Source organism: Branchiibius hedensis (genome assembly GCF_900108585.1).
Lineage (GTDB): Bacteria > Actinomycetota > Actinomycetes > Actinomycetales > Dermatophilaceae > Branchiibius > Branchiibius hedensis.
The window spans coordinates 2,539,373-2,555,492 of record NZ_UESZ01000001.1; the positions used below are offsets into that span (position 1 = coordinate 2,539,373).

Annotated in this window: 17 protein-coding genes; 6 read left to right on the top strand and 11 right to left on the bottom strand. The window is 66.2% G+C overall.

The window, feature by feature from the left end; translation table 11 throughout:
• Nucleotides 1-33: 33 nt before the first annotated feature.
• Nucleotides 34-468 carry a hypothetical protein gene (locus DR843_RS12240; protein ID WP_109686203.1) on the bottom strand — a complete coding sequence of 145 codons (435 nt, stop codon included), beginning with the start codon at nucleotides 466-468 and terminating at the stop codon, nucleotides 34-36.
• Between the two features lie 160 nt (nucleotides 469-628).
• Here DR843_RS12240 and DR843_RS12245 point away from each other — a divergent pair, with 160 nt between their 5' ends.
• The 3 genes from DR843_RS12245 to DR843_RS12255 are packed head-to-tail and all read left to right on the top strand — an operon-like array spanning nucleotide 629 to nucleotide 3,377.
• Nucleotides 629-2,395, top strand: a complete 1,767-nt coding sequence (locus tag DR843_RS12245) for an ABC-F family ATP-binding cassette domain-containing protein (protein WP_109688906.1) — start codon at nucleotides 629-631, stop codon at nucleotides 2,393-2,395.
• The gene (locus DR843_RS12250) at nucleotides 2,392-3,072 is read left to right on the top strand and encodes an AzlC family ABC transporter permease (RefSeq protein WP_109686206.1); all 681 of its coding nucleotides are present in this window, start codon (nucleotides 2,392-2,394) and stop codon (nucleotides 3,070-3,072) included. The genes DR843_RS12245 and DR843_RS12250 overlap by 4 nt, the downstream gene beginning before the upstream one ends.
• A complete protein-coding gene (locus DR843_RS12255; RefSeq protein WP_109686207.1) occupies nucleotides 3,069-3,377 on the top strand; it encodes an AzlD domain-containing protein in 309 nt (102 codons plus the stop codon). The genes DR843_RS12250 and DR843_RS12255 overlap by 4 nt, the downstream gene beginning before the upstream one ends.
• A gap of 31 nt (nucleotides 3,378-3,408) precedes the next feature.
• On the opposite strand, the gene DR843_RS12260 is transcribed toward DR843_RS12255, so the two are convergent.
• Together DR843_RS12260 and DR843_RS12265 are read right to left on the bottom strand one after the other, a co-directional pair.
• Nucleotides 3,409-4,011 (bottom strand): ribonuclease FAU-1 family protein, encoded by a 603-nt coding sequence (locus DR843_RS12260; protein ID WP_109686209.1) that lies wholly within the window; start codon nucleotides 4,009-4,011, stop codon nucleotides 3,409-3,411.
• A gap of 39 nt (nucleotides 4,012-4,050) precedes the next feature.
• Nucleotides 4,051-5,628, bottom strand: coding sequence for a DHA2 family efflux MFS transporter permease subunit (locus DR843_RS12265; RefSeq protein WP_172461495.1), 1,578 nt, complete (start codon nucleotides 5,626-5,628; stop codon nucleotides 4,051-4,053).
• A gap of 118 nt (nucleotides 5,629-5,746) precedes the next feature.
• Here DR843_RS12265 and DR843_RS12270 point away from each other — a divergent pair, with 118 nt between their 5' ends.
• Nucleotides 5,747-6,223: a MarR family winged helix-turn-helix transcriptional regulator gene (locus tag DR843_RS12270; RefSeq protein ID WP_245934114.1), complete on the top strand. Its 477-nt coding sequence runs from the start codon at nucleotides 5,747-5,749 to the stop codon at nucleotides 6,221-6,223.
• Here DR843_RS12270 and DR843_RS12275 read toward each other — a convergent pair.
• Entirely contained in the window at nucleotides 6,193-6,552 is a 360-nt protein-coding gene (locus DR843_RS12275) for a hypothetical protein (protein WP_109686214.1), read from the bottom strand. The two genes, DR843_RS12270 and DR843_RS12275, sit on opposite strands and share 31 nt — an antisense overlap.
• Nucleotides 6,553-6,864: 312 nt before the next feature.
• Here DR843_RS12275 and DR843_RS12280 point away from each other — a divergent pair, with 312 nt between their 5' ends.
• A complete protein-coding gene (locus DR843_RS12280) occupies nucleotides 6,865-8,556 on the top strand; it encodes an HNH endonuclease signature motif containing protein (RefSeq protein ID WP_109686216.1) in 1,692 nt (563 codons plus the stop codon).
• Nucleotides 8,557-8,641: 85 nt separating this feature from the next.
• Nucleotides 8,642-9,532, top strand: a complete 891-nt coding sequence (locus DR843_RS12285) for a fructose bisphosphate aldolase (protein ID WP_109686218.1) — start codon at nucleotides 8,642-8,644, stop codon at nucleotides 9,530-9,532.
• Here DR843_RS12285 and DR843_RS12290 read toward each other — a convergent pair.
• The 7 genes from DR843_RS12290 to rsmA form a co-directional block, all read right to left on the bottom strand.
• Nucleotides 9,511-10,407, bottom strand: a complete 897-nt coding sequence (locus DR843_RS12290) for a nucleoside hydrolase (RefSeq protein WP_170119855.1) — start codon at nucleotides 10,405-10,407, stop codon at nucleotides 9,511-9,513. The genes DR843_RS12285 and DR843_RS12290 overlap by 22 nt on opposite strands.
• The gene (locus DR843_RS12295; RefSeq protein WP_109686222.1) at nucleotides 10,371-11,246 is read right to left on the bottom strand and encodes an ABC transporter permease; all 876 of its coding nucleotides are present in this window, start codon (nucleotides 11,244-11,246) and stop codon (nucleotides 10,371-10,373) included. Before DR843_RS12295 ends, DR843_RS12290 begins: the two co-directional genes overlap by 37 nt.
• Nucleotides 11,246-12,094 (bottom strand): ABC transporter permease, encoded by an 849-nt coding sequence (locus tag DR843_RS12300; RefSeq protein WP_211310234.1) that lies wholly within the window; start codon nucleotides 12,092-12,094, stop codon nucleotides 11,246-11,248. Before DR843_RS12300 ends, DR843_RS12295 begins: the two co-directional genes overlap by 1 nt.
• The gene (locus DR843_RS12305; RefSeq protein ID WP_109686224.1) at nucleotides 12,091-12,981 is read right to left on the bottom strand and encodes an ABC transporter ATP-binding protein; all 891 of its coding nucleotides are present in this window, start codon (nucleotides 12,979-12,981) and stop codon (nucleotides 12,091-12,093) included. The genes DR843_RS12300 and DR843_RS12305 overlap by 4 nt, the downstream gene beginning before the upstream one ends.
• A gap of 78 nt (nucleotides 12,982-13,059) precedes the next feature.
• Nucleotides 13,060-14,184: an ABC transporter substrate-binding protein gene (locus DR843_RS12310; protein ID WP_109686226.1), complete on the bottom strand. Its 1,125-nt coding sequence runs from the start codon at nucleotides 14,182-14,184 to the stop codon at nucleotides 13,060-13,062.
• 158 nt (nucleotides 14,185-14,342) lie between these two features.
• Complete coding sequence (locus tag DR843_RS12315) at nucleotides 14,343-15,260, bottom strand: 4-(cytidine 5'-diphospho)-2-C-methyl-D-erythritol kinase (RefSeq protein ID WP_146202568.1); 918 nt, start codon at nucleotides 15,258-15,260, stop codon at nucleotides 14,343-14,345.
• Between the two features lie 5 nt (nucleotides 15,261-15,265).
• On the bottom strand, nucleotides 15,266-16,099 hold the full coding sequence (gene rsmA / locus DR843_RS12320) for a 16S rRNA (adenine(1518)-N(6)/adenine(1519)-N(6))-dimethyltransferase RsmA (protein ID WP_109686230.1): 834 nt from the start codon (nucleotides 16,097-16,099) through the stop codon (nucleotides 15,266-15,268).
• Nucleotides 16,100-16,120 lie beyond the last annotated feature (21 nt).

The window sequence follows — 16,120 nt, forward strand, 5'->3', positions numbered from 1 at the left end:
ATCGGGTGCCTGGATTCGTCCCCGGTCTGCCTCTCAAAGCAGCCCCGCGTCCGTGAGTGCTCGCTCGTAGGCCCGCCGTTCGAACCGGAACGGTCCGAGATCGCCCAAGTCCCAGTCGCGGTGGCCGCTGCGGAAGTGGGACCAGTGCACGAATCGTGCATCGACCCGCACCATCGCAGTCAGCGGCCAACAGCCCCAGTCGCCACAGGTACACCCCAGCAGCACCGTGTCACCGTCATCGAACCACGACAGATACGGCCGTCCCAGGAAGTGCTCCCTGGGCAGACCCTCAGACACCAGCGGCGCGTACGAGCCGGCCAGGTCCGGGTGGCCTTCCGCATCAGCCGCCGGCTCCTCGACGCGGCGCGCCAGGACGACGAGGGACACACCGTCGATGACCGGAAGCACACCGCGATGCCGGCCGGTGCCGTACTCCTGGTCGGTCACCCGGAACTCGATGCTGTCCACGCACCCAGATTGCTGGGCGCGCTCCCGGGGCGGCAACCTGGTTTTGGGAGGAATCCAGGTTGTGGGAGGTGGATCGGCCGACAAAGACCTCCCAGAACCTCGATTGCTCCAGAATCAGCGCGGTCAGGCGGACCTCGCGACGGCCTTAGGCTTGATCCTCGTGGCACATCTGCTCGGCGCTGAGAACATTGCGGTCGATTTTCCTACCCGCCGGGTCTTCGACTCCGTCACCGTCGGCGTGGACGAGGGCGACCGGATCGGGATCGTGGGCCGCAACGGTGACGGCAAGTCCACCCTCCTTTCCGTCCTCGCAGGGCGCCTGAGCCCGGACGCCGGTCGGGTGACGCACCGCGGGGGCCTGCGGATCGGCGTACTCGATCAGGCTGACCAGATCACCGACACCACGGTCGGGGCGGCCATCGTCGGCGACACCCCGGACCACGTGTGGGCGGGTGACCCCGCGATCCGCGACGTGATCAACGGTTTGGTCTCCGACCTGCCCTGGGACGCGCCGTTGTCGTCGCTGTCCGGGGGTCAGCAGCGGCGGGTGGCGCTCGCGGCGCTGCTCGTCGGCGACTGGGACGTCGTGATGCTCGACGAGCCGACCAACCATCTGGACGTCGAGGGCATCACCTGGCTGGCCGAGCACCTGCGTCGCCGTTGGCGGCCCGGACAGGGCGCGTTACTGCTGGTCACGCACGACCGGTGGTTCCTGGACGAGGTCGCCACGAGCACCTGGGAGGTACACGACGGGATCGTGGAGCCGTTCGAGGGCGGCTACGCGGCGTACGTGCTGGCTCGCGTCGAGCGCGACCGGCAAGCGGCCGCATCCGAGGCCAAGCGACAGAACTTGATGCGCAAGGAACTGGCCTGGCTGCGGCGAGGCGCCCCTGCGCGTACGTCGAAACCCAAGTTCCGCATCGACGCCGCCAACCAGCTGATCGAGGATGTGCCTCCGGTCCGGGACCGCATCGAGTTGACGAAGCTGGCGACCGCGCGCCTCGGCAAGGACGTCGTGGACCTACTCGACGTCGGCGTGCGTTTCGGTGACAAGCAGGTGCTGCACGACATCACCTGGCGGATCGCGCCGGGTGAGCGCACCGGCATTCTCGGGGCCAACGGCGCCGGGAAGTCGACGCTCCTCGGGGTGATCGCCGGCTTGGTTGCACCGAGCGAGGGTCGCGTAAAGCGCGGCAAGACAGTGCAATTGGCGATCCTGGACCAGCGAATGACGCAGTTGGAGCCGGTCAAGGACGAGATGGTCCGCGACGTCCTGGCCCGCACCCAGACCACCTACGTGGTCGACGGCAAGGAGATGACGCCCGCCCAACTGCTGGAGCGGCTGGGCTTCCAGCGGGAGCAACTCTCGACCCGGGTCGGCGAGTTGTCCGGTGGCCAGCAGCGGCGACTGCAGCTGCTGTTGATCCTGCTGTCCGAGCCGAACGTGCTGATCCTCGATGAGCCGACCAACGACGTCGACACCGACATGCTGACCGCGATGGAGGACCTGCTCGACTCCTGGCCGGGCACGTTGATCGTGGTGTCGCACGACCGTTACCTGATCGAGCGGGTGACCGATCAGCAGTACGCCGTGTGGCAGGGCGGCCTGCGCCACCTGCCTGGCGGAGTGGATCAATATCTGTCGCTGCGGCGCGAGTCATCCACGAAAGCCGTTGCTGCAGAGGCGACTTCGGATCCCGAGTTGTCGGGTGCCGAACGCCAGGCGCTGCGCAAGGAGCTCACGGCCGCCGAGCGACGGATGAGCAAGATCGACGACCTCGTCGCTGGCCTGCATACGAAGATGGCTGCCCACGACCAGGACGACTACGCCGGGTTGGCCTCTCTCACAACGCAAGTGACGCAGTTGGAGGATGAGAAGGCCGAGTTGGAGGACCGGTGGCTGGAACTGTCGGACACGCTGGAGTGAGCCAAGATCGCGCGGCGGTCATCCGGCAGAGCGTGTCGGTGGCGGTCGCGACCGGCCTCTACGGCATCAGTTTCGGCGCGCTCAGTGTCGCTAGTGGCTTGTCGGTGCTGCAGACCTGCCTGCTGTCGCTGTTGCTCTTCAGCGGTGGGTCACAGTTCGCGCTGATCGGCATCATCGGTGGCGGTGGGACTGCAGGGGCGGCTGTTGCGGCGGCCTCCCTGCTCGGGTTGCGCAACGCGCTCTACGGCCTGCAGGTGGGACTGGTTTTGAAGCCGCAGGGTTGGCGTCGACTGGCGATGGCCCACCTGACGATCGATGAGTCAACTGCCGTCGGGCTGTCCCAATCAACCCAGGAGGCAAGGAAGCTCGGCTTCTGGGTCACCGGGATCGGGGTCTTCATCGGATGGAATCTGATGACCCTCGCCGGCGCACTGGCCGGGAACGCGCTCGGCGACCCCAAGCGCTACGGGTTGGATGCCGCAGCCTCGGCCGCCTTCATCGCGTTGCTGTGGCCACGGCTGCGCGGGCGCGAGCCGATTGCCATTGCGGTGGTGGCCGCCGTCGTCACGACGGTGTTGATCCCGGTCATCCCGGCCGGGCTGCCGGTGCTGGCTGCGGCGTTGGTGGGTGCCGTGGTTGCGTGGTTCTGGCGGCCGACCCCCGGGGAGCCGGTATGAGTGTCTGGGCCGCCGTCATCGCCGCATCCGTCATCTCGTTCGTGACCAAACTGTCCGGTTACACGGTCCCGTCGACGTGGCTCGAACACCCGAAGGTCGCTCGGGTCAGCGCGCTCCTGCCCGCAGCGCTATTGGCGTCGCTCGTTGTGCTGCAGACATTTTCGAGCGGTCAACGACTGATGATCGACGCGCGGGCGGCTGGACTGATCGTCGCGATCGCGGCACTCGTCGCGCGGCTGCCGTTCATCGTCGTGGTGGTCCTCGCCGCGGCGACGGCTGCCTTGTTGCGCGGACTTGCCGGTTAGGCGTGAGGCGCGTCCCGGCGTACCGGAAGAATCAGGGCAACGTCGGGGTCGGCCAGCTCGGGTCGGGCGCGAAGGCCTCCCACCCCTGGTCGAACGGTGACCCGCCCGCCAATACCGCTCGCTCCGCGGCGGCCAGAGTAATCATCAATTCGTCCGCTTGTTGTTGGGTGTATCGCCCTTGTGCGACCGCCAACTCCAGTTCGTCGACGTCCTTGCGCACGATCTCGCCTGTGGGTTCAACCCACAGGTCGACGACCTGGTCACGGCTCCGCGTTTCGCGAGGTCCGCGTCGATGTGGTTCCTCGACGTTGAGGTACCAGCCTTCGAACTGCCCCGAGACCCCGTCGAAGAACGCCCAACTGGACCAGCCCTCCCCCGGACGGTAGATGCGCAGCACGGAACTTCCGGTCCAGGTGCCGAGGACCTGTCGGCGAGGTGCGGTGAACCGCTCCGCCATGACTGCCCGCAACTCTTGGCCATCGCCGCGGACGAGCTTGCGCACCGGCGTACCCATCGGAAGCCACGCAACCAGCGCCTCGGGGTCGTCTCGAACGACGCGCATCGGGGTGACCCAGTCGCTGCCCGGATCCCCGTAGCACCAAAGGATCTCAGTACCGGGAATCCAGAACGTCACGATGAAATGCTAGCGACGACGCAGCACCGACCTCGTTCGCTAGTCCCGCCGCTGCGGAATGAATGCCGTAGCGATCACGCCGAGCACCAGGAATCCAGCAGCGAGGAACGACCCGAGGGCAAGCGCGTGACTCATCGCCTCCTCAGCAGCGTGGCCGATGGCGGCCGTTGCAGGCTGTGCGGCCAGAGATTCGATGGACGCCCCCGCGCTTTTGGTAACCGCCTCGCTGTAGCGCGTCGCGTCGGCAGAGCTGATGCCGATGCCCAGCAGCTTTGAGTTCAAGGTGCTGCTGAGCGTCGAGAAGAACGCGGTGGTCAGCACTGCGATTCCGAGGGCGGACCCCAACTGACGGAAGGTGCTCTGGATCCCGGACCCCTGGCCGCCCTCGTTCTCCGGAATCTCCGCCAGCACCACGTTGGTGACTTGAGCCGTGGCCAGACCAACACCGATGCCGTAGAAGAACAGCGCGGCGGCGATGAGCCACCACTGGGCGTCGGTGAGCAAGGCCACCAAACCCAGGGCCAACAGGCCCACGACCTCCAGGATCAGACCCGCCCGCACGAGATCGAGCGCTGTCGCCTTGCCGCTGTCGGCGAGCGGGAAGCTGATGCCGCTGGCCACGAAACTTCCGACCGCGATGGCGACTAACATCGCTCCGGCCTCCAGAGCGGAGTAGCCAAGCGTGAACTGCAGCCACAGCGGAAGGACGGCGATGATGCCGAACTCGCCGAGGCCGATGATGACGGTCGCGATGTTGCCGTTGCGGAACGAGGCGATGGAGAACAGTTTCACGTCCATCAGCGGGTAGTGGCGGGTGCCGCCACGGCTGACGATCACCTGCCGCCACACGAACGCACCCAGGAGTACGGCGCTGGCCAAGAGTGCGACGAACGCGGGAGAAGCGCCGGAGCCCCACGTCGCGCCAAGCACGTGGAACGGCTCGGCAGACGTGATCCACCCATACGTGCGCCCTTCCACCAGGCCAAAGGCCAAGGCACCGAGGCCGAGGATCGACAACGCTGCCCCGAACAGGTCGACTCCACCACTGGACCTCGCCGACGTGGTGAGGAATAGCGTGCCAATGATCAGGATGAGGATCGTCAGCGGGACGTTAATACCGAAGGCCCACCGCCACGTCGAATGCTCAGACAGCCAGCCGCCGATGACAGGTCCGACCGCGGTGGCTGCCCCGATAGTCGTGCCCCACACCGCAAATGCCATACCGCGGGCTTTGCCGGTGAACATCTGGTTCAGCAGTGCTAGGGACGTCGGCAAGATCATGGCCGCGCCAATGCCTTGCAGGAACCGGGCGGCGATGAGCAACTCGCCACTACCAGCCAGTCCGGCCAAAACGCTGGTGACGCCGAAGAACGCGACTCCGGCGAGGAACAACTGCTTGGCTCCCCAGAGATCGCTGAGACGACCCGTCAGGAGCAGGAGTGCAGCAAAGACGATCGTGTATCCCTCCTGGATCCACTGCGCCTGGCTCGAATTGATCCCGAGGTCATCGATCACTGATGGCGTGATCACGTTGACGATCGTGGTGTCCACGACGATCAGCGCCACCCCCAGCGCTACTGCGATCAACCCGATCCATCGCCGCGTCTGTTGCGACATATCCACATCGGCTCCTCGTCTCAGCGCAACACGTTACTTCTTGATCAAGTTACTTGATTATGAAGTTACTTGAAAATGGTAGCGTTATCAAGCCGGACACCCACAGGAAGGGGCACCAGTGGAGGCCGAAGACAGCGATCGCCTCCACCGCGTCCACCAGGCGCTGCGGGCATATGGCGAGAGTTACCTGCACATGGGCAAGGCCTTCGCGGCCAGCGGTGGGCTGTACTCGACCGACGCCGCCGCCATGCTGGAGATACTGCAAGCCGAGGAAGCCGGGAACCCCCTGTCGCCGGCGCGCCTTGGGGAGCGGATCGGATTGAGCTCAGGGGCAACGTCCACTCTGCTGAACCGCCTTGAAGACGCCGGCCACATCGTCCGGAACCGAGGGCATGCCGACCGGCGAGCGGTCACGTTGCACTCAACCCGGGGGATCCACGCGACTGCCGAAGCGTTCTTTGGCCCTCTCGAGGCGCGCATCAATGCTGTGCTGGCATCGCGATCCGGCGACGACCTTGACGAATTTACGCGGCTACTCGAACAGCTTCAACAGACGTTGGACAGTTACCGCGCCGAGCAGGATCCCCCGGCCTGAGGAGTCCCGCGGGTTACCGCTTCTTCCAGCCTCTGCTCCAGGTGGTCTATCCCTGCGCGGATCATCGCTCCGTAGCCGTCATCGGGCAGGAGGTCCTTTGCCGACCGGGCTTTCGCCAGTTGCTCGCGAGTCATCTCGAGATGACCGGCGCGGAAGTAGTCGTCGCCGAGATTGAGGTGGAGGCTGGGCGCGAAGCCAGCAGCGGAGTCGATTCCCAGGGCCGTAAAGTCTGACTCCTCAACCTGGGCGTGCTCAGCAACAGCCCGCTCGTCCCAGTCCGTTTCGGCGGCGAGGTCGGTCTGTTGATCAGCCAGGTAGTGAGCGATCACGCAGCGCTGAGCGTGGTCGCTGGGCGAAGTGCGATCCCAGCACTCCTGCAGCCTGTCGCGCGCGCCGCGTCGCTCGGACCGGCCGCTGCGGACGTCGCCGCTTGGAGGATGTCGTCCCATGAAGTCATGGGTCCGACGCTAGAGCGACCTGCCGACAGTCCTTGAACTAGCCGAACGCTTTCGAGACGTCATCCGCAGGCTCCCGCTGGAGTCATCGCAAAGCACCGGCACTCCCGGACCAACTGGGCCGTGCCGCGAAATTTGGGTTGTGTATATCTGTTTTCGGGGTTCGTACATCAGTACAATCGGGGTATGACGTTGACCACCACAACTCCCACCCCGGTGACCTGCTCACCGGTGGGTGCGGACGCGTCGGTGGCGGAGCTTCTGCGGGCGGCGGCGGGGTTGTTGCAGGCCGCGTACGCCCGGGTCTCCGGTGATCACGCGGGGTTGTCCGAGGAAGACTTGATGGGCGACATTGTCGCCGCACAGCACGTGCAGAACAGTGCCTGGGCGATCCAGTCGCACCGGTTGACGCAGGCGGCGGCGATCGAGCACCGCGATGACCCGAACCCCATCGAGGGTGCGTATCCGTTGCTGATTCACCGGGTGATCCGGCATGACCCGGGCTCGTTCGTGGATGAATGGTTCGCCCTGGAAACCGGGACCCGGTTGGGCTGGTCGGATCGGCACAGCAACACCCGCCTCGGTGAAGCCCTGGACACGGTTGAGCGGTGTCCGCGGTTGGTGGACCGGGTCGGGTCCGGGACCTTGGACCCGGGTAAAGCCTGCGCCGTCGCGCAGGTCAGCACCGAAGCCCCCGACCACGTCGCCCGCCAGATCGAAGACAAGATCCTGGCCGGGGACCCCGAAGGGATGACGGCGGTGCGGTTGCGGGCGAAAGCGCGGCGGTTACGGGCCCGGCTGGACCCGGTCGGTGCTGACCGGGCCGCCCAGGCACGGCGCCGCTCACAGGTGGGGGTGTGGGTGTCCCCGCATCACGAACCCGGCCTGTCCCAGCTGACCGCGGTCCTACCCACCCTGGAAGCCGCCAAGGTGATGGCGGCGGTCGATGACCTGGCCCGGGAACTGCACCAGGTCACCACCACGAACAAAACCCTGCCGCAGTGCCGGGTCGATGCCCTGACCGACCTGGTCTTGACCGGGGTCGGGGTAGACACCCAGTTGACGTTCACCATCCCCGTCACCCCACCAGCCACCCCGGCGACAGCAGAAGACGCAGGAGTGCAGGGGTTGTCGTTCGAGGAACCGGACTGGGATGACCTGGTCGACGGGTTCGACGAGGCGTCGCTGGACTACGACTGGCACGAACCCGGCCTGACCCCGATCAACGGACTCGATCAACTCGATGAAGAACTACGCGCCCTGATCGCCGAAGAACTCGAAGACCTCAACCGCGCTGACCTCAACGCCGAAGCACACGCACGCAGCGAGGCGATCGGTCAGGGCCCGCCCGACACCGGACCACCAGACACGACACCACCAGACACGACGCCACCACAGACCGGACCACCCGATGAGGTCCCGATGATGTCGCCCCCGGCAGGCCACGCCAGACACGTGGCTGGTATCGGTGACGTGTTCCTGCCCCGGGTCGGGATCATCCCCGCCGCCGTGATCACCGAGTTGACGCAACTGCTCGGGGTGAAGCTCACCCGGGCGTTGACCGACGCGACCACCGGCACCGTGATCGAAACCGCCGACCGGTCGTATCGGCCCGGTGTCCGGTTGGCCCGGTTCGTCAAAACCCGCGACCAGCACTGCCGGTTCCCCGGCTGCACCCGACCCGCCACCCTGTCCGACATCGACCACGTCACCCGCTACCCCGACGGCGACACCGCCGCGCACAACCTGCAATGCCTATGCCGACACCACCACCGCGCCAAACACGAAGGCGGCTGGCACGTCACCATGACCAGCCAAGGCATCTGCACCTGGACCAGCCCCGCCGGCCACACCTACGTGACGGACCCCGGCGACTGACAGCAGCCAGGGGTCGGCCGGCTGCCGTAGTGTCACAAGCGACGAGTGACGAATTGGACGAGTGCCGAATCTACGGAGGTCTGCAATGCCGAACAACGAAAAGCTCGACCGGTTCCGCACCGCCGCCGGTTTCATCGCGGCCCTGGACCAGAGCGGCGGCAGCAGCCCGAAAGCGCTCGCGCAGTACGGCATCGAGCCGTCCGAATACTCCAGCGACGCTGAGATGTTCGACCTCATCCACGCCGAGCGGACCCGCATCGTCACCAGCCCGGCCTTCACCGGCGACCGTGTCCTGGCCGCCATCATGTTCGAGGACACCATGGACCGTGAAGTCGACGGCCGCCCCACCGCCGACTACCTCTGGTCGGTCAAAGGCGTCATCCCGTTCCTGAAGATCGACAAGGGCCTGCAGGACGAAGCCGACGGCGTCCAACTCATGAAGGACATCCCCGGCCTCGACGAAACCCTCCCGAAAGCAGCCGCGCAAGGGGTCATCGGCACCAAGGAACGTTCGGTGATCCACTCCGCGGATCCGGCCGGCATCTACCGGATCGTCGACCAACAGTTCGCCGTCGCCCAGCAGGTCATCGCCGCCGGCCTCCTACCCATCCTCGAACCCGAGATCGACATCCACGCGCCCGACAAGCAACGCGCCGAGGAGTTGCTCAAGGCCGCGATCCTGGAGTGGCTGCCCCGGATCGGCGACGACCTCGTCGCCATCAAGATCTCCCTCCCGAGCGTCGATGGCTTCTACAACGACCTGATGCGACACCCGAACGTCGCCCGCGTCGTGGCCCTCTCCGGCGGGTACACCCGCGACGAAGCCGACGAACACCTGCGCCGCAACCCCGGGCTGATCGCCAGTTTCAGCCGCGCCCTCCTCGAAGGACTGAACGTCCACCAGAGCGACGAAGAGTTCAACACGACCCTCGACGCCTCGATCGAGCAGATCTATCAGGCATCCACCGCGCGATAGGACCGCAAGCCCAGCAGCACCCGCCGCAGGACACTGCAAGCCGCAGCCGGCGCGTTCACCGCGGTCGCGATCCTCGCGCGGCCTTCACCGGGCACGAATCGCGTTGTGCCGTCGTCGGATACGACCACGCGGCCCGGCCGGGAGAACTCGAACAACCCCGGCTCGAGGTAGGCCAACGCGGTCACCGGATCGTGCGGTACCTCGTAGTCCTCATCCCACCGTGCCAACCACGCATCGATCTCCCGGCCAAGAATCGCGCCCAGCGGACCCGCCGTCGCGATCTGCCGCAGCTCCCCCGCGTGCAGCCGGACCTGCCGCGTGATGTCCAGCCCGACAACGAACGTCGTTGCGTCCGTGTCGAATACCGACTGAGCAGCAGTCACATCCGAAACAATGTTGTGCTCGGCCGCGGCGTGCGACCGGAAGTCACCGCCCATGATGACCAGTCGTTCCAACTCCCCTGGCAGCGAGGGATCCCCGGCGAACCCGGTGGCAATCGTGGACAGCGGCGCGATCGCCAGCAGGACTCCCCCGCGAGCCAGCCCGAGATCAACCGGCACCAGATCCGTGGGACGTGCCAGCTCGCCGTACGCCGATCCCTCGCTCCCAGCCCACCACACCGGGGCGCCCGAGAGGGGAAGGTCCTCTCCGACCGCAACTCGTAATGCCCGACCGGTCTCCGCTGCCATTCGCTGCGCGATCGACGCACGCAGGTGCACATCGCCGTACGACACGATCAGCTGCCGCAGGTCGAACTCGGGCGAGCCCCAGACCAGAGCCAGCGCCAACTCGTCGTCCGGATCCGACCCCAGATCGGTGTCGACGACCAGCGGAACGCTCAGGAGCCGGTCGCCTTCCCGGCGTCCGGACCCCACTTGGCCAGGACAGCGGACTCGATGAAGGTCGCCACCATGTAGAGCGCGATCGCCACCACCGTGACGGTGAAGGTGACGGCCCAGATCTGCGCGTAATCGCCCTGCGCCTTCGCCGATTGCACCGCGGCACCCATCCCCTCGAAGGTGAACAGCCACTCGTAGAGCATCGCTCCGGTGATCGCACCCGGCACCGCGATCCGCATCGCCGCGAAGAAGTACGGCAAAGCGGTCGGTACCGCGACCTTGCGCAGGACGGTGAACCGGTTACCGCCGTACACACTGACCAGGTCGGCGGATTGCTTACTGACACTTCGCAATCCGAGGGTGACGTTCACCAGCAGCGGGAAGAAGACCACGATGGTCCCGATCAACGCACAGGTCACCAAGCCGTTGCCGAAGATCACGTAGATCACCGGTGCCATGGCCAGCAGCGGAACGGTCCGCAGCAGCATGGCGATCGGCATGAACATGAATTCGACCGGTCGCACGAGCACGAAGATGGCCGAGACGACGACACTGGCCAGCACCCCGAAGACGAAGCCGATCGCCGCGTGACCGAGCGTCACCCACAGCAACGACAGCAGGTTCGAGCGATGCGCGGCCGCGGTTCCGTCCACCCCGTCCTGGGTCAGGTAGTTCCAGACATCGACCGGCTTCTTGGCAATGAACGAACTCACTCCACTGCGGGACACGATGACGTGCCACAGGATCAGCAGGATGACCCCGGAGATCAACACCGCACCAAGCGTTTTCAACGAGCGGGTGATGAAGTAGCGCCACTCGTTCGTCGATGTGGACCCAGCCGCTGCCGGGACAGAAGTGGACGTAACGGCCGCCATCACAGCACCCCCTGCGCATCAGCGTCACCCGAGGCCCACGGAGCCACGAGACGACCCAACAACCCGATCACCAAGTAGGCCAGCCCCGCGATCGCACCACAGGTGATCGCCAACGCCCACAACCGGACCGAGGCGTTATCGGCCTGCGCAGCCAACAACTGGATGCCCACCCCGGAGTCGACGCCGCTGAGGAAGTACTCCCCGAGGACGGCACCGAGGAAGGCAGCGGGAGCGCCGATCTTCAGCGCGGCGAGGATAGCCGGCAACGCGGCGATCAACCGGACTTTCGTCAACTGCTTGAACCGGCCGCCGCCGTACGCACTGATCACGTCCAACTGGGTCTGGCTGGCCGCCCGGAATCCGAGAATGGCACCGACCACGGTGGTGAAGATGACGCTGATCCCAGCCAGGAAGATGCTCGTGCCGCGACTACCGGCGGGCGTCATCAACGTGACGATCGGTCCGATCGCGGTCAGCGGGATACACGAGCACACCACTGCCAGTTGCGTGACCACGCCCTCGGTCCACGGCAGCAACAGCACGATCACGGCCATCAGCAGCCCGATCAGCGTGCCCCACAGGTACCCGATCAATGCCGCGCCACCGGTGGCCGCGACCGCCTTCCAGTAGATCTGCGAGCCGAAATCGGAGAACAGCTCCTGCACGACGTTGATCGGCGAGGGCACCGCGCCCTCGGGTCCGAAGAAGATCGCCGAGACCAGCCACCAGGCCGCGATGATGAGTACGGTGCCGATCAGGCCGGACACCCACGGCGGCAGGCTGCCCAGCGACCGCCACGACAACCGCCGCTCGGTCAGTCCGCCGGGTGACGTCGCGCTGACGGTCACGCCGATTGCTCCTCAGCCGCGTCCACTTCGCCGTCAGACACCTCACCATGGGGGTCGACTCCACCGTGGCTGCCGAAGAGGATCTCGGACAACTGGTCGACGTAGGCGTGGAACTCCGGCGCCCGTTGCAGATCCGGGGTCCGCGGTCGCGGCAGGTCGATCGGCACCACCTGGTCGATCTTGCCCGGCCGCGGACTCATCACCGCGACCACATCCGACAGGAACACCGCCTCGGAGATCCCGTGCGTGACCATCAGCGTCGTCGCCGGGCGCTCCGTCCAGATCCGTTGCAACTCGAGATTCATCCGCTGCCGGGTCATGTCGTCGAGGGCCCCGAACGGTTCGTCCAACAACATGAGCGTCGGCTGGACCGCGAGGCAGCGCGCAATGGACGCCCGTTGCCGCATACCGCCCGACAGCTGCGCCGGTTTGGCCTTCTCGAATCCGGAGAGCCCCACAAGATCGATCAAGTCGGAGATGAGCTTCGGATCCGCTTTGATACCAGCCACTTCCAGCGGCAACCGGATGTTGTGCTCAATGGTGCGCCAAGGCAACAGCGCCGAGTCCTGGAACGCGATCCCGATCTCGTGCGCCCGCTGGATCTCCTTGGCGGACATCCCGTTGACCAACACCTCACCGGTGCTGGGTGTCTCCAACCCGGCGATGATCCGCAGGATCGTGGACTTTCCACAGCCTGACGGACCCAGCAGCGAGATGAACGAGTCGCGCTTCGTGCCGAGGTTGACCTCGGCCAGCGCCTGCACCGATTTGCGGCCCAGCGAGAAGGTCTTGGTCAGTCCCTGCAGGTTGATGCCCGTGGCCAGGTCCGGATTCGCCGCCGGATCACTGGTCGCGACGGCCGATGTCAGAGTCGTCTCAGAAGTCATGCAGCGCAGTACCTTTCAGGCCCATGGCCCATCGTCCGGGTGCGGACCGCCCAGCGGAGGCGGTCCGCACCCACGACGTCAACTGGTCGGAATGGTGAACTTCGTGATCAGGTCCGGGTTCTCCTTGTAGACCTCTTTGATCAGCGACAGATCGAACAACTGCTCCGCGGTGACCTCGGTCCCCATGGCCTTCAGTGCCTTGATGTTGTTGGCAACCAGGTCATCGGTCATCGTGAACAGGCCGTTGGCGTTGACGTCCTCGGTCAGCACCAGACCGTTCTGTGCGGTCGCCTCGGCCGTCTGCTCCGCGAGGTTCAGCTTCTGGTCCGCGCCGAACTTGTCGACCGCGTACTTCGCCGACTGGGCGGGGTCCTTGACCGCATCGGTCCAGCCCTGGATCTCTGCCTTCAGGAACGCCTTCAGCTTCGCCCGGTCCGACTTGATCGAGGCGCCCGTGACGGTGAACGTCTCTGCAGTGAAAGGCAATCCGTTGTCTGCAAGGCCGAGCACGACCGGCGTGTAGCCCTTGGCCTTCGCCAGGATCGGCTCGTTGGTGATGTAGGACATGTGCGCGTCGTACTTACCGGCATACAGCGGTGCTAGGTCGTACAACGTGGTCACCATCGTGACGTCACTCGGCGACAGTCCGTTGGCCTTCAGGAAGCCTTCGAAGATGGTCTGGTTGCCACCGGACTGCACACCGATCTTCTTGCCCTTCAGGTCCGCCACCGTTTTGATCGGCGTCTTCTCCTCAAGGGACAACAAGCAGAACGGGTTCTTCTGGTACGTCGATCCGATGATCTTCAGATCCGCACCCTTGGCGACTTGCGGTGCGGTGATCGACGGAGAGGACAGACCGACCAGCGCCTTACCGGACAGCACCGCTTCCTCAGCGCCGGTGCTACCGCCGCCGGCCAACAGGTTGACCGTGCCGAAGCCGGCGTCCTTGTAGTAGCCCTTCTCGGTGGCGAAGTACTCACCGGCGAATTCGATGTTCTTGATCCACGACAACTGGACACCGATGTCACCGAACGAACCACCGGCACCGCCAGAACCGGTGGCCGACGGAGACGACGAACTCGACGAGCTGCCACATGCGGAGAGCAGCGCACCACCGACGAGGGTTGCGCCGCCGAGTCCGGCGTAACGCAGCAGCCCACGGCGGTCGAGTGACGGGCCGAGGGAACGATGAGAAGCGGTCAAGGGAACTCCTAAGCGGTCGGTCATCCGGCCACGAGGGCCGGCGTCGCTCCCCGGACGGAATGCGGGGACGCTATGCCGAGACGCTAGCCACGGACCGTTTCCACCAGATTTCCCGGCGGTAACGGGCAACGATCGTCTTGATCACTGTCCGATCACTCTCAGAGCACGTCCGCAACCCCGAGCACCCCGGCATGCGCCGGACCGGTGGCGCGCAGCACCTCACCGGGAAAACCTCTCTGCGCCAACACGTTTGCCAGATCATCGGCGTCGTCGGCATCCTCGGCCAGGAACACACAGGTCGGACCGGATCCGGACACCAGACCTCCGACTGCGCCCTCCGACAGACCGATGTCGACCGTTTCCCGCAGAGCGGGCAGCAGCGAAAAGGCCGCTGGCTGTAGGTCGTTGTGCAGCAACGGTCCGATCTGTGCGGGATCGCCCTGGCGCAATGCCCCGAGCAGCAACGGATCCACCTGGGGCGCTGGGACGGTGCGCTCACCGCGCAAACGGTCGCACTCGGCGTACACCGATCCGGCGGACAGACCCTCCGGGTGGGTGACCAGCACCCACTCCAGCGCACCGGTTGCCAGCACGGGAGCCAGCAACTCTCCGCGCCCGGTGCCCAAAGCCGTACCCCCGGTGAGGCAGAACGCCACGTCGCTACCCAGGCGTGCCGCGACCCGCTCCAGCTCGGTGAGCGGCAGACCCAGGCTGAACAGTTGGTCGGCGGCAAGGAGCGCGGCAGCAGCGTCGGCGGAGCCGCCAGCCATGCCGCCCGCGACCGGGACGCCTTTGTGGATCGTGATCGCGACGCCCTCGACGAGGCCGGTGAGCGCCCGCAATTCCTCGATCGCCCGAACAGCCAGATTGGAGGAATCAGTGGGTACGGCGGCTGCCTGGCGCCCGTCCACCCGGCAGGTGAGGCCCGCAGCCAGCTCCAACTCGACGTACTCCCACAGGTTGACCGCGTGAAAAACCGTCACCAACTCGTGGAAGCCGCCGTCGCCGCGCGGACCGACCCTCAGGTCGAGGTTGATCTTGCCCGGCGCGCGAGCGGAGACGGTGGCGGGCTCCATGCCGCTCACAGTAGATGCTCGGCGATCGCGGCGAACTGCTCGATCGTCAGCCGCTCGCCGCGCAATCCGGGGTCGATCCCGGCGCCCCGGCAGGCCGCCTCGGCCGCCCCCGGCGACCCCGCCCACCCGGACAGCGCCGAACGCAGCGTCTTGCGGCGCTGCGCGAACGCCGCGTCCACGCACGCGAACACCTGCTCGCGGGAGGCGGACGTGACCGGTGGGTCTCGACGTACGAACGACACCAACCCCGAGTCGACGTTGGGGGCCGGCCAGAAGACGTTGCGCCCCACCCGGTCGGCCAACTGCACCTCGGCCCACCAGGCGGCTTTCGCGCTCGGCGCGCCGTACACCTTGGATCCAGGCCGCGCGGCGAGCCGCTCAGCCACCTCCAACTGCACCATCACCAGCGCTCGCTGGATGCTCGGGAACCGCTCGAGGCAGGTCAGCACGACGGGCACCGACACGTTGTAGGGCAGATTGGCGACCATCGCCGTCGGTTGCGGGTCCGGCAACGCGGTGAGCTGCAGGGCATCACCGGGTACGACGGTCAGCCGGCTCGCGTCGTCATGCTCGGCGACCGTGTGCGGCAGTTGCGCAGCGAGCCTGGGGTCGATCTCCACCGCGGTGACGTGCCGCACCTGCTCCAGCAGGGCCAGTGTGAGGGAGCCGAGACCGGGCCCGATCTCGAGCACCACGTCGTCGGGTCCCACGGCCGCCAGGCGGACGATCTTGCGGACCGTGTTGGGGTCGATGACGAAGTTCTGCCCCCACTGCTTGGTGGGTCGTACGTCGAGCTGCGCCGCGAGCGCGCGGACGTCAGCAGCACTGAGCAGACCCATGGCGCCACCCTAATCGGGCGT